10 protein-coding genes are annotated in these 12,244 nt (G+C 65.2%); 4 read left to right on the top strand and 6 right to left on the bottom strand.

The window, feature by feature from the left end:
• Positions 1-350: 350 nt before the first annotated feature.
• From hemF to AC1PLU_RS21525, 4 genes are all read right to left on the bottom strand, one after another.
• On the bottom strand, positions 351-1,250 hold the full coding sequence (gene hemF, locus AC1PLU_RS21540; RefSeq protein ID WP_481107189.1) for an oxygen-dependent coproporphyrinogen oxidase: 900 nt from the start codon (positions 1,248-1,250) through the stop codon (positions 351-353).
• 675 nt (positions 1,251-1,925) lie between these two features.
• Positions 1,926-2,501, bottom strand: coding sequence for a hypothetical protein (locus tag AC1PLU_RS21535; protein WP_481107188.1), 576 nt, complete (start codon positions 2,499-2,501; stop codon positions 1,926-1,928).
• A complete protein-coding gene (locus AC1PLU_RS21530; RefSeq protein ID WP_115039250.1) occupies positions 2,498-3,214 on the bottom strand; it encodes a hypothetical protein in 717 nt (238 codons plus the stop codon). The genes AC1PLU_RS21535 and AC1PLU_RS21530 overlap by 4 nt, the downstream gene beginning before the upstream one ends.
• A gap of 311 nt (positions 3,215-3,525) precedes the next feature.
• On the bottom strand, positions 3,526-5,886 hold the full coding sequence (locus AC1PLU_RS21525; RefSeq protein WP_481108567.1) for a S9 family peptidase: 2,361 nt from the start codon (positions 5,884-5,886) through the stop codon (positions 3,526-3,528).
• 396 nt (positions 5,887-6,282) lie between these two features.
• On the opposite strand from AC1PLU_RS21525, the gene AC1PLU_RS21520 reads away from it, so the two are divergent.
• A complete protein-coding gene (locus AC1PLU_RS21520) occupies positions 6,283-7,626 on the top strand; it encodes an AMP-binding protein (RefSeq protein WP_481107187.1) in 1,344 nt (447 codons plus the stop codon).
• A 78-nt stretch (positions 7,627-7,704) separates the two neighbouring features.
• Here the strand turns inward: AC1PLU_RS21520 and AC1PLU_RS21515 are convergent, their stop codons facing one another.
• Both AC1PLU_RS21515 and AC1PLU_RS21510 read right to left on the bottom strand, forming a co-directional pair.
• A complete protein-coding gene (locus AC1PLU_RS21515) occupies positions 7,705-8,712 on the bottom strand; it encodes a chorismate transformation FkbO/Hyg5 family protein (RefSeq protein WP_481107186.1) in 1,008 nt (335 codons plus the stop codon).
• Complete coding sequence (locus AC1PLU_RS21510) at positions 8,709-10,055, bottom strand: NAD(P)/FAD-dependent oxidoreductase (protein WP_074056421.1); 1,347 nt, start codon at positions 10,053-10,055, stop codon at positions 8,709-8,711. Before AC1PLU_RS21510 ends, AC1PLU_RS21515 begins: the two co-directional genes overlap by 4 nt.
• A 341-nt stretch (positions 10,056-10,396) precedes the next feature.
• Here AC1PLU_RS21510 and xanC point away from each other — a divergent pair, with 341 nt between their 5' ends.
• Genes xanC through AC1PLU_RS21495 form a run of 3 tightly spaced genes read left to right on the top strand, consistent with a single transcriptional unit; the run spans position 10,397 to position 12,190 of the window.
• Positions 10,397-10,666: a xanthomonadin biosynthesis acyl carrier protein XanC gene (xanC, locus tag AC1PLU_RS21505; RefSeq protein WP_006451937.1), complete on the top strand. Its 270-nt coding sequence runs from the start codon at positions 10,397-10,399 to the stop codon at positions 10,664-10,666.
• 37 nt (positions 10,667-10,703) lie between these two features.
• Positions 10,704-11,387 (top strand): COG4648 family protein, encoded by a 684-nt coding sequence (locus AC1PLU_RS21500; protein ID WP_006451936.1) that lies wholly within the window; start codon positions 10,704-10,706, stop codon positions 11,385-11,387.
• A gap of 53 nt (positions 11,388-11,440) precedes the next feature.
• Entirely contained in the window at positions 11,441-12,190 is a 750-nt protein-coding gene (locus AC1PLU_RS21495) for a lysophospholipid acyltransferase family protein (RefSeq protein WP_481094158.1), read from the top strand.
• Positions 12,191-12,244: the final 54 nt, after the last annotated feature.

Here is a 12,244-nt window from a genome sequence, read left to right as displayed (position 1 = left end):
TAACCGCTAAATTCTACATATTTTTAACAGTTATCTTCACGATCCATCAATGTAGAAAATGTTGTTATATCCCTCGACGGGCGCAACGCCTGTCGGCAGATCTCTCCCATCCCCTGGAGCAGATCTCGGAGCGGAAACTACTCCCCAAGTTTCCGTTCCCTGGCCCCGCCGACCTCCCCCTGGTCTGCGGGGCTTTTTATTTTCAGGCTTGAATTTTGCTCTGCAACATAACCGGCTCATTGCGTAAGGCGAATGATTCAGTTGCGGCGGCAATCACAAATTTAAACGAGCTTAATTAAATCAATCAATCAACACAGCGTTTCATTCAACGCCGTGTTTAATCAGCCTGTTCAGCCTAGCCAATCGCGCGGCACCAGATAGTCCATCAGACGCGCCTCGGCGCTGCCCGGTTCCGGGGTGAATCCGTATTCCCAACGCACCCGCGGCGGCAAGCTCATCAGGATGCTCTCGGCGCGCCCGCCGCTCTGCAGGCCGAACAGGGTGCCGCGGTCGTAGACCAGATTGAATTCCACATAGCGGCCGCGACGGTAGAGCTGGAACTCGCGCTCACGCTCGCCGTACGGCGTGTCCTTGCGGCGCTCGACGATCGGCAGGTAGGCATCCAGAAAGCCGTCGCCAACCGCGCGCTGATAGGCGAAATCGCGTTCGAAGTCCTTATCCAGGTCGTCGAAGAACAGCCCGCCCACGCCACGCGTCTCGTTGCGGTGGCGCAGGAAGAAGTATTCGTCGCACCAGCGCTTGTGCGCGGCATAGCGTTCTTCGCCAAATGGGGCGCACAGCGTCTGCGCGGTGCGGTGCCAATGCAGCACGTCTTCATCGACCGGGTAGAACGGGGTCAGATCGAAGCCGCCGCCGAACCAGGCCGCCACCACGTCGCCATCGCGCTCGGCGCGGAAGTAGCGCACGTTGGCGTGGGTGGTGGGGATGTGCGGATTGTGCGGATGGAACACCAGCGAGACGCCGCAGGCGCGCCAGGTCGCCCCGGCCAGCTCGGGCCGATGCGCACTGGCCGAAGGCGGCAGGCGCGAGCCGGACACATCCGAAAAGCCTATGCCGGCCTGCTCGAACACTGCGCCATCGCGCAGGATGCGGGTGCGCCCGCCACCGCCTTCTTCGCGCTGCCAGAGGTCTTCGGCAAAACGCGCGCTGCCATCGATGGCTTCCACGGCAGCGCAGATACTGTCCTGCAAGCCGGTCAAATAATCGCGTACACGGTCGAATTCGTTCATGCCCCGATTCTAAGCGGTGCATCCTGGTTCGTGCATCGGGACGAACGCGCCCGTTTGTCGCAGGGCGAGGCAATGCTTCGCTTGGGCAGCTAGCGGACGGGCACGGGGGCCCGACCAACTAGGCTGCTGACCTGTGCTCTTACACTCCATCTCAACGTCTTTACGATCCGAAATCTCGGTTGTCCTGGAGTGGTTGAGCAGCGGGGATAGATCAGTTGTAAAGATCAGTTGTAGAGCGGCTGATCTGCCGATTTGCTGCAGGGCCCTTGCCCGCCCACCGTCGCGGGACACGCCGCAAGTACGTCCGTGTAGGCTCTTACGCGGCATCCATGCCGCGTAAGGTCCCGCGACGGTGGGCGGGCAAGGACCAGTGGAGATGGTCGGTGTGCATGGTGCAAGCAGTGCATGACGTGCGTTGTTTGGGTAACGGCGCGCCCGATCAGCTTCCCAAGACAAGGCGAGAAATAGGGAGAAATAGGGGGGCTTTCAACAGAGCAACCTACAAACTTTCTGGTGCGGTGCCCTTACCGATTGCGGGACCGTGTGGCGGCATGGATGCCGCCACCGAGCCTACATGGACGTACTTGCGGCGTGTCCCGCGAGCGGTGAGGGCATCGCGCCCTCGACGCGACTGGCACGCCGTGGAAGCTGTCCACGCAGCAAATCAGCGAACGATCACGCCAAGCGCGACGCAGCAAATTCAGCGCGCACGGCCGGCGTACACAGCCGCCACGCCAGCACTGCGTGGATGCAGCCGAGTGCCAGGACCCCTGCGCCGGTCAGCAGCAATGCGAGCTGGCGCGTCGCCTGCAGGCGCGCCTGCAACTGCGGCCACTCCGGGCTATGCAGCACATCGGCGGGCAGCATGGCCTGCACACCCTCGAACAACGGCCCGATCAGCGCCAAGCCGCCGAAATTGAGTAGCCCTGTCACCAGCAACACCGCCACAAACCCGACGCGCGCCCATTCGCGTCGCTGCAGCAACGCCCAGCTGAGCCACGCAAACGCGGCCGATAGCACTGCACCTGCAACCGACAACGACAGCGCATGATCGATCAGCCATTGCCACGACGCCGGCAGTGTCATGCCGTCGGGCAACCCCATCGACGTCGCGTCCGGCATGATCGCGATCATCATGATCTGCAGCAGATTGCCCATCGCGCTGACCAGCCCGAGCAGCAACGACACCCATGCCAGCGGCGTGACAAAGCCGCCATGCGACCGCGATGACGGTGGCAGCGGTGCGTTCATTGCAGCGAGGCGATATGTGCGGCCACCGCAGCCTGGCCATCAGGATCCAGCGACGGCTGCAGTTGCGCGTACCAACCCGGCAGCGCATCGGCCGGCAGGCACTCGCGCAACAACGGCGTGCTGCGCTCAAGGAATGCTTCGAAAAACGGTAGCCCGCGCACGTAAAGGAAATGGCTGTCGGTGATCGACATTCCTGCGTATGCCTCGCGCAACCACTCCAGATGCGGCAACGCGTGCGCACCGTGACCGGCGCGGGTCAGCGCGGTGAGGAAGCTGGTGCGTGCGGTGGCCGGCGAGGTGGAGCGCTCCTGCGCGTTCAAATCGTCGAAGGTCAGTAGCCACTGCTCGCCACGATCGATCTCGTTGCACATTACCGAGGTGGTCGCCAACTGCAGCGCGTTGTGTGCGGTGGGCTCCAGCTCGTACAGCGCCAGCCAGTGCGGGTACGCCTCGCGATAGCGGTCCAGCGCGCTCAATGCCAATGCACACAACCGCTGCGCATCGGCGCCCAAGTGCAGCTGCGCTTGGGCGGCGTTGTAGGCGCCCACCTGATCGCCGCGCTGAAATAGCGTCAGCGCTGGCAACAATGCGGGGTCGATCTCGGCTTCGGTTTCCGTGTCGTCGGCTGCGGTGGCCGGCGCCACTGTCGGTTCGGCTCGTGGCGTCTTTGCCGCCGGGGTCTTGCGTCCAAACAATCGGTCCCACAGGCCCATCGCGATTACCTTCTGCGCGCCGGTCGATGAATGGAAAGCCGCTGCGGTGCCGGCGGCGCTCCGGTCGGGCGGCAGACCGATGCAGAGGGGAGCGCGATGCGCCAGCGATCTGCCGATCCTGCGTCAAGCTTAGAGCCAGTTGCGTACGTGGAGGTGAGTGCCAGGCACGTTGTTGCCGGGCGATGCGTACGCGACACCACGCGTGCAACGCGCGCTACCTGCTGCTTGCCGCAAGATCCGGATGCTGCCGCTGCATGAGATGTCATCGTCCGGGCGACGCAGCACGCATCGCCCGGCTGCAATCGCATGCCTTACGGCTTCACCTGCTCATTGAACAGTTTGAGGATGCGCTTGTACTCGTCCAGCCACGAATCGGCACGCGTAAAGCCGTGGCGTTCCAGCGGATATGGCGCCACCTGCCAGTTGTCCTTGTGCAGCTCAACCAGTTTCTGGGTCATGTCGACCGAGTCCTTGAAGAACACGTTGTCGTCGATCATGCCGTGGGCGATCAGTAGATGATCCTGCAGCCCGTCTGCGTAGTTGATCGGCGAGGAGATCTTGTAGGCCTGCGGATCGAGCTCGGGGGTGTTGAGGATGTTGGAGGTGTAGTCGTGGTTGTACTGCATCCAGTCGCCCACCGGACGCAGCGCCGCACCGGCCTTAAAGGTGCCGGGGCTGCGGAACAGCGCCATATAGGTCATGAAACCGCCGTACGAGCCGCCATAGATGCCTGCACGCGAGCGGTCCCCCTGCTTCTGCGTCGCCAGCCAGTCCAGACCGTCCAGATAATCCTCCAGCTCCGGATGCCCCATGTTGCGGTAGATCGCGGTGCGCCAGTCGCGGCCGTAGCCTTCCGATGCGCGGTAATCCAGGTCCAGCACGATGTAGCCCTGCTGCACCAGCAGGTTGTGGAACATCTGCTCGCGGAAATACGGTGTATAGCGCTGCGACACGTTTTGCAGATAGCCGGCGCCGTGCACGAACATCACGATCGGATACTGCTTGCCGGGCTCGGGATTTTGCGGGCCGTAGTATTTGCCCCAGACCGTACCGGCGCCGTGTTTGGACGGCATCTGCACATACTGCGGTGCGATCCACGGCTGCGCCTTGAAGGCCGGCGTGCGCGTATCGGTCAGCACCGTGGCCTGGCCACCGGTTGCCGGCACCACCGCCAGTTGCGGCGGCAGATAGGCGCCGGAGTAGCGCACCAGCACCTGCTGCCCATTCGGCGACAGGCTGAAGCCTTCCACGCCGTTCAATGCAGTGACTTCGCTGAGCTGATCGTTGCGCAGATCGAGCTTGCACACCTCGTAATCGCCCGGCCATTTCTGATTGCACAGGAAATACATGCCGCTGCCATCGGCGCTGGGCACCGGCATCGACACTTCCCACTTGCCGCGCGTGCGCTGGCGTGGCTTGCCGTTGCCTTCCACCGTGTACAGCTGCGAATAGCCGGATTCTTCCGAGAGCAGCCACAGCGTGCGGTTGTCTGGCAGCCAGCCGAAATCGTTGAAGTCCCAGTTGATCCAGGCGCTATCGCTCAGCCGATGACGCGGCTGCAGTTTGGCCGCATCCAGATCCACGCTGGCGATCCAGCGGTCCTTGTTGTCCACCGCGCGGATTTCCACTGCCACGTTGCGGCCATCGTCGCTCCAATGCACCGCCGGGCCGTTGCCGTCGCCATCGCTTTCCACGCGCACCGCGCGGTTGCCCTTGAGCGGGTCGCGCTTGGCGGCCTTGCGCAATGCGGCCAGCGGGTCGGTGGCAATGCCGGGCAGCGCGTCGAAAGACAGCTGGCGCGCGCTGCCTGCGATCACGTCGACCAGCCACAGTGTGTGTGCGGCTGGCATGTTGCGGCCGACGCGGGGGCGGGTTTCCTGGAATTCTTCGTAGCCGGATTCGGTCACGTACTTGGGCATCTTGCCGGCCTGGCCCTCGTCGGCATTCTTGGCCTGGGTCATCACCAGCAGGTGGCGGCCGTCCGGCGACAACGCGCTGTCGACGATCTCCACCTCATCGCCCAGATACACCGGTGCCGTGGCACGCGTGGCGTCGGCGCGACGCCAGGTGTCTTCCTGCGTGCGCAGCGCCTCGCGCTGCTCGCGGTCGCGGCGCAGCGTGGCCAGCGTGGCCAGTTGCTGCTCGCGCAATACATCGGCCTTGGGCGCGGCATCGGGATCGCGTTCGGCCTTGACCACCGCCACCTGCGCGGTGCCGCCATCGGCGCGCCAGTGATACCAGTTGTTGCCCGCACGCCAGATCGCACCGCCATCGCTGGCAAATTGCGGACGCGATTCGACCTCGTTGCTGCGGGTCAGCTGGGTCAGCGCGCCCGAGCGCAGATCACGCAAAAAAATGTCGCCATTGCGCGCGAACAGCATGCGCTGGCGCGTCGCATCATAGCTGGGGTTGGCCGCATCCAGGCCGGCGCGGGCGTTGTCCGCCACGCGTTCTGCCGCCGCGCCATCAATGCCCTGGCGATAGGTATCGCGCACCGGGCTGCCCTCGCGTTTGAGCAGGTATTGCACCTGTTTGCCATCCCACTGCCACCAGGCCTGATCGACCGACGGCCCGATCCAGTCCGGGTCGGCCATTACCTGTTCGATGGTGAGCGGTGCGGCGGACTGCGCGTGCGCGGTGACAGCCAGCAATAACAAGGACAGCGGCAACAATCTGGGCATCGGAAACGACTGGACGCAACGAAAGAGCGGCCAAGCCTAGCAGCTCGCTTCGACCGGGGGCTTGGGCCACAGGTCATGCGCGGGGTGGGTGGTGGAGTGTGGCGTCGAAGCGGCGGGGTCTGTGCCAGTGGCGAGCTCGACCAGATGCGCCCTGACGGTAAATGCGCAGTCCACGCACGGCAGCACGCGCGACCTGGCCGATCTCACCGCATTACTTTCCAATGCATTCCACGTCGCGATGCGCAGCTGCCACAACGCCAAGGGCGCTTCACCACGCCAGCGGCGACGCTGCGAACATCCGGCACTGCGGCGTAGCCACAAACCCTGCGACTTGCCAGCAGCCCAGGTGGCGGCCAAGCTAGCGCGCTTTTGCGACTGTCGGTTCACATGTCCAGCCTGCCTGCTTTTGTTGTCTCCCACCCGATGGCCGTTGGCGTGCCCGGCCGGCCGTTGGCCTGGCGGGCAGGGCAGTCGGTGGATCTGGCGACCTTCATCGCGCACGTGCACGGCCTGGCGCAGCAGCTGCCGGATGGCCGCCACGCGGTGAATCTGTGCGAAGACCGCTACCGTTTCATGGTCGCCTTCTACGCCTGCGCGCTGCGCGGCCAGGTGTCGCTGCTGCCGTCGTCGCGCGCACCGGCGGTGGTCGGTGAAGTGCAGGCGCGCCACGCCGATGCGTATTGTCTGGGCGATCTTGCATTGGAGCTGGCACCGCCGCGCTACTGGCAATTGCCGGCCGAGTTGCCGCAGGCCGATGGCCCGATGCCGCAACTGGCAGACGATGCCCTGGTGGCGATTGGTTTTACCTCCGGCAGCACCGGCAGCCCGCAACCGAATCCCAAGACCTGGGGCAGTTTTTTGACCAGCACGCGCCAGGATCTGGTCGCGCTGGAGAGCCTGTGGGCGCACACCGACGCGGTGCCGCACGTGGTGGCCACGGTGCCGCCGCAGCATATGTACGGCATGGAATTGTCGGTGCTGCTGCCGATGGTGACCACGCTGGCCGTGCATGCCGGGCGGCCGTTCTTCCCCGATGACGTGGCGCATGCGCTGGCGGAAATTCCCGAGCCGCGCCTGTTGGTGACCACACCGGTGCACCTGCGTGCGCTGGTCGAATCGGGCGTGCAGTTGCCACCACTGGCCGGCATCGTGTCGGCCACCGCACCGCTGGCGCAGGACATCGCCGCTGCGGCCGAAGCACGCTTTGGCGGTGAAGTGCGCGAGATGTTCGGTTCCACCGAAACCTGCGTCTTCGCCGTGCGGCGCACCGCACTGGAAGCGGCGTGGACACCGCTGCCGGGCGTACGCCTGGAAACACAGGCCGCCGGCACACTGGTGCACGCACCGCATCTGGCAACGCCGGTGCTGCTGGCCGATATGATGGACGTGGCCGAAGACGGCCGCTTCCAGGTACGCGGCCGTCAGGCCGATCTGCTGGAAATCGCCGGCAAACGCGCCTCCCTGGCCGACCTCACCCGCCGCCTGCTCGCCATTCCCGGTGTGGTCGACGGCACCATCGTGCAGCTCACACCGGACCCCGGGCAGGCCGTCGGCCGCATCGCCGCACTGGTGGTCGCCCCAACCCTGGACGAAGCGCAGATCCTCGCCGCCCTGCGCATCAGCGTCGACCCGGTGTTCCTCCCACGCCGCCTGCGCAAACTTCCCGCATTGCCACGCAACGAAACCGGCAAGCTGCCGCGCGATGTGGTTTTAGGCTTGCTCAACGGCTGAGCGACGGCCGCACACGCAGCGTTACTGGCGCATCGCTGCATCGCTGCATCTGGCATCAGCACCGATGCCCGTAATGACTCACCCATGCACCCCATCGATCTCCACCGCCAACTCATCGCGGCAGATCACCGCGTGCAGCAGCAGGCGCGGCACCGCGTCGCCGAAGCGGGCGTCCAGTGCTTGCGCGACCTTGGGCAGATCGTCGTGTTCGCGCACGTAGACCTTCAAACGCGTGCCGGTGCCGAACTGCGCGGGCAGGGCGGGGGCGTGCTGGCGTGCGGCGCCGAGCAGGGCGTCGAAGTTGGCGAAGGTTTCTTCCAGCTGCGCAAGCAACTGGCCGGTGTGCATCGAGGCATGCCCGACCACCGCGGCGGTGCCTGACAGCAGCAGCGGCATGTCGCTGCCGGCCGGCGGCAGCATGGCGCGCGCAAAACTCGGCGGCTGCGGGCCGTACTGGCGCGGGTAGTTGTAGGCGCTGACCTGGCGCGGATTTTCCAGCGGCGTGCCGGCGTCGCTGGCGGCCAGCCAGTAGATCTGGATGATGCGCTCGGCATCGCAACGGCCCACCGCAGTAGCGGCAGGCAGCTGCGCGGTATCGAACGCGCCCAGGCCGCGTGCACGCCCGATGCAGAACTGCCGATAGCGTTCGCGGTCGCCGCTGCCCAGGGTGATCGCATCCAGATAATTCCAGATGCGCAGCAAACGTGGAGTCTGGCTGCCGGTGACGAAGGCGGTGATTTCCGCATATGCCTTGGCGGCGGCTTCTTCGATGTCCACATCCTGCTCGTCGATCTCGATCACGCCGAACTGCAGGCGCCCGTCGCTGGACCAGGCGATGTTGCCGTCGCGCCCACTGCGCACCGGCGAGTCGCTGCGCCACACTTCCAGCACGCTGGCCTGATACGGCTGCAGCGGCACGCGCAGGTAACGCGGGTCGTCCAGACGCGCCGCCGCAGTGCCGAAGCCGAACACGGCCAACACCTGCGGATCGGTGAGCAGGGCAGACGGGTCGGTCTGGTCGATATAGTCGACCTGCAGGCGGGGATGGCGCACGGCGTGCGTGGTCTGGGCCTGGGAAGCGGTCATTGCGTGTCTCGTTGTTGCGTATCGCGTTGCAAGGTGTCGCCGTCGAAGCCGAGCGTGGCCTGACGCCGGCGTTGCCGCCAGGAGTGCCAGGCGCGCGGCATCATCGACAAGGTGGTGATGGCGTAGATGGCGCGGAACGCACGCAGACGCAGGCGGACCTTGGGGCTCTCGAACACGTCGCCGGCCAGCATCGCCACCACGGCTTCTTCGATCTGCCAGGTGTTCTGCGGTTGCGCGAACAGGGTGCGCATGGTCGGCGAGGTGAAGCGGTAGATGAACCACTTGAACTCATCCACGCCGCGCTTGAGCTCGCGCTGCAAGGCACGCTGCAGTTTCGCCTCGTGCTGCGGCGTGCGCAGGGCCTGGTCCACCATCGCCGCGCCGCGCTCGGCGCTGTGCATGGCCAGAAACACGCCCGAGGAAAACATCGGGTCGACGAAGGTGTAGGCATCGCCGAGCATCAGCCAGCGCGGGCCGGCCATGCGCGTGCATTCGTAGGCGTAGTTGCCGGTGGCGTGCACCGGTGCCACGCGCTCGGCGCCGTGCATGCGCGCGGTGACTTCGGCATTGAGCGCCAGCGTGCGCATCAAAAAGCCTTCGCTGTCGCCCTTGCGGGTCTTCATGTATTCCGGGTAGCAGACCGCGCCCACGCTCATGATGTCGTCCGGCAGCGGGATCAGCCACATCCAGCCGTGCGCATGCCGGTAGATGCTGATGTTGCCGGCATCCTCGCCCGGCCGGCGCGCCACGCCGCGGAAATGGCTGAACAGCGCGGCCGATTGATGCTTGGCATTGGCGCGTTTGAGCTTGAAGCGGTTGCCCAGAAAGGTGTCGCGGCCGCTGGCGTCGAGCAGATAGCGCGGGCGGAACTGCTGCTCGCCGTCCACGCCGCGTGCCTGCAATACCGGCTGTTCGCCATCGAAGCTGACCTGTTCGACCTTGACCTGCTCGCGCGCATCCACGCCAACCGCACGCGCACGCTCGAACAACACTTGGTCGAACTGCGCACGCGGCACCTGGAAGGCGAAATCGGCCTTGGCATCGAGCGCACGCGAGAAGCGAAAGGTGTTGTAGCCGCCGGCATCGTTGGGAAAGTCCGCGCCGCGCTTGAGCACGCCGATGTCGCGGACTTGTTCGAGTACGCCCAGCCGTTCGAGGATCGGTACGTTCATCGGCAGCAGCGATTCGCCGATATGGAAGCGCGGGTGCTGCTCCTTCTCCAGCAGGGTGACCTGCCAGCCCTGCTGCGCGAGCACGATGGCGGCGGCGCAGCCCGCTGGCCCGCCGCCGATGATCAACACATCCGGACACTCGGGTCCGGGGGCCGGCCCGGCTGCCGGCATGGCGGTCGGGGTGGGGCGAACAGCGGTGGAAGTCATCCTGGAACGAACCTGCAGCGGGCGAGCGTCATGCAGTCATGATAGCCTGACCGGCGGCCCGGACAGGTGCACCTGGGTTGCCGAACCACGCTCAACCGATCACCAACCAACCGACTGCGTGACCGCTCAATGGTCGTGGCCGGTACGCGGAAGCGGCAGCTGCGACAACGTACACTGCGGTTTCCAACGGCATTGCCCGCTTCGACCTGATGGTTGTTTGCGAGGCTGTGCTGGTTGTTCGAATTGATTGCCTTGATTGATTTTTCCGAATTTGTTGCCCGACCCTCACCTGTGGAAGCTTCTGGATGTCCCTGCAAACCGCTGCCGAACGTGAACTGGCCGAACTCCTGGTCGAAAGCCTGAACCTGGAAGACGTCCAACCCGCCGACATCGATCCGGAGGCGCCGTTGTTCAATACCGGCCTGGGACTGGATTCGATCGACGCGCTGGAACTGGCGCTCGCGATCAGCAAGCGCTATGGCTTCCAGCTGCGCTCTGACAACGACGAGAACCGTCGCATCTTTGCGTCGCTGCGCGCATTGTCGGCGCATGTCGAAACCAACAAGACCGTCTGATCTGCCCACTGTAGCGCCTGCCGATGCACCCCCGTGGGTGCTGGGGCTGGGCGTGCTGCTGGCGGTGGCGTACTCGCCGTTGGCGCACTGGGCCAACGCCAGTCATCGCCCGGACCTGGCGGTCATCGCCGGGGCCTTGCTGGTGCTGATGGTGTTGATCGAGCCGATGGTCGCGCGCCGGGCCTGGGCCTGGGCGCTGGCGGTGCTGACGCTGGCCGGCCTGAGCGCCTTGTGGCACTCGCCGTACGCGATGCTGCTGCTGGCCGCGCCGCCGGTGGTGTTCACCGGCTGGATCGCCTGGTTCTTCGGCCGCAGCCTGCGCCGCGGGCGCACGCCGTTGATCAGCCGCATTGTCGAAGGGTTGTATCGCCAGGCCGGCATGCCGATCACGCCCGAGCAGTACCGCTATACGCGTCGTCTCACTCTGGCCTGGGCGCTGCTGCTGTGCGCGCTGACGCTGGTGAATCTGGTGTTGGGCCTGTGCGCCGAGCCCAGTGGGGTGCTGGCGCAACTGGGCTACGCCTCGCCGCTGCCGATCAGCGACGCGCGTGCCTCGTTGTTTGCCAATCTGCTGGCGTATGGCGTGGTTGGCGGGTTCTTCGTGGGCGAATATCTATTGCGCGGCCGCTGGTTTCCACAGCGTCCCTATCGTAATCTGCCAGACTTCTTGCGCCAGATGGCGCGGCTCGGGCCGGAGTTCTGGCGCGATCTGCTGCGCTGAGTGCGTGGCCAGGGGCAGCGACGTACGTGCACATTTTCAGGGACAAGACAAAAATGCCGTTGGCAAGGATGCCGTCGCGCCTGGCGTGGGCCGTGTTCAACCTGTTGCAGCTGGCCTTTACGCTGATCTTCACCGCTGGCGGGATCGTGTATTGCCTGGTGTTGCTGGCGATCACCCGCGACCCCGATCGATTGCTGCGCATGGGCGGCTGGATGTGGTCGCCGGTGCTGTTTCGCGGCGCCGGTGCCCAGGTGATCGTGGAAGGCCGCGAGCGCGTGGACTGGTCCAAGAATTACCTGTTCGTCAGCAACCACCAGTCGGTCATCGACATCTGCGCGTTGTTCTATGCCTTGCCGGTGCCGCTGCGGTTTCTGCTCAAGGACGAAATGCTCAAGGTGCCGTTCGTGAACTGGTTCGCGCGTGGTACCGGCATGCTGTTCCTGGATCGCGACAGCCGGCGTGCCGGGGCGATGGTGCGGCGTCAGGCGGCCACGCTGCTGCGCGAGGGCAAACAGTTGTGTCTGTTTCCCGAAGGCACCCGCAGCCGTGGCGGCGCACTGCTGCCATTCAAGGCCGGGCTACTGCAGGCCGCTATCGATGCAGGTGTGCCGGTGGTGCCGGTGGCGCTGGATGGCTGCGGCAAGGTGCTGCCGGTGGAGGGTATGTTCAGGGTGCGCCCCGGCATCATCCGCGTGCGCATCGGCGCCCCGATCCCGGTAACCGGGCCGGATGCGCCGGACCGCCAGCAATTGACCGAGCAGGCACACGCCGCCGTGGCGGCCATGCTTCAACCCAGGATCTGAGTTACCCGCTTATGAATTTCGTCGTGCCACATGATCATCCCTGCCTGCCTGGGC

Source organism: Xanthomonas sp. NCPPB 2933 (assembly GCF_056725225.1).
Note: the sequence above shows the minus strand (reverse complement) of the source record. Positions and strands in the feature narration are given on the sequence as shown.

Coding starts and splice junctions, on each gene's coding strand:
- hemF (WP_481107189.1), bottom strand. CDS start 1,250: ATGAACGAATTCGACCGTGTACGCGATTATTTGACCGGCTTGCAGGAC.
- AC1PLU_RS21495 (WP_481094158.1), top strand. CDS start 11,441: ATGCCGTTGGCAAGGATGCCGTCGCGCCTGGCGTGGGCCGTGTTCAAC.
- AC1PLU_RS21515 (WP_481107186.1), bottom strand. CDS start 8,712: ATGACCGCTTCCCAGGCCCAGACCACGCACGCCGTGCGCCATCCCCGC.
- AC1PLU_RS21520 (WP_481107187.1), top strand. CDS start 6,283: ATGTCCAGCCTGCCTGCTTTTGTTGTCTCCCACCCGATGGCCGTTGGC.
- AC1PLU_RS21535 (WP_481107188.1), bottom strand. CDS start 2,501: ATGAACGCACCGCTGCCACCGTCATCGCGGTCGCATGGCGGCTTTGTC.
- AC1PLU_RS21510 (WP_074056421.1), bottom strand. CDS start 10,055: ATGCCGGCAGCCGGGCCGGCCCCCGGACCCGAGTGTCCGGATGTGTTG.
- xanC (WP_006451937.1), top strand. CDS start 10,397: ATGTCCCTGCAAACCGCTGCCGAACGTGAACTGGCCGAACTCCTGGTC.
- AC1PLU_RS21530 (WP_115039250.1), bottom strand. CDS start 3,214: ATGGGCCTGTGGGACCGATTGTTTGGACGCAAGACCCCGGCGGCAAAG.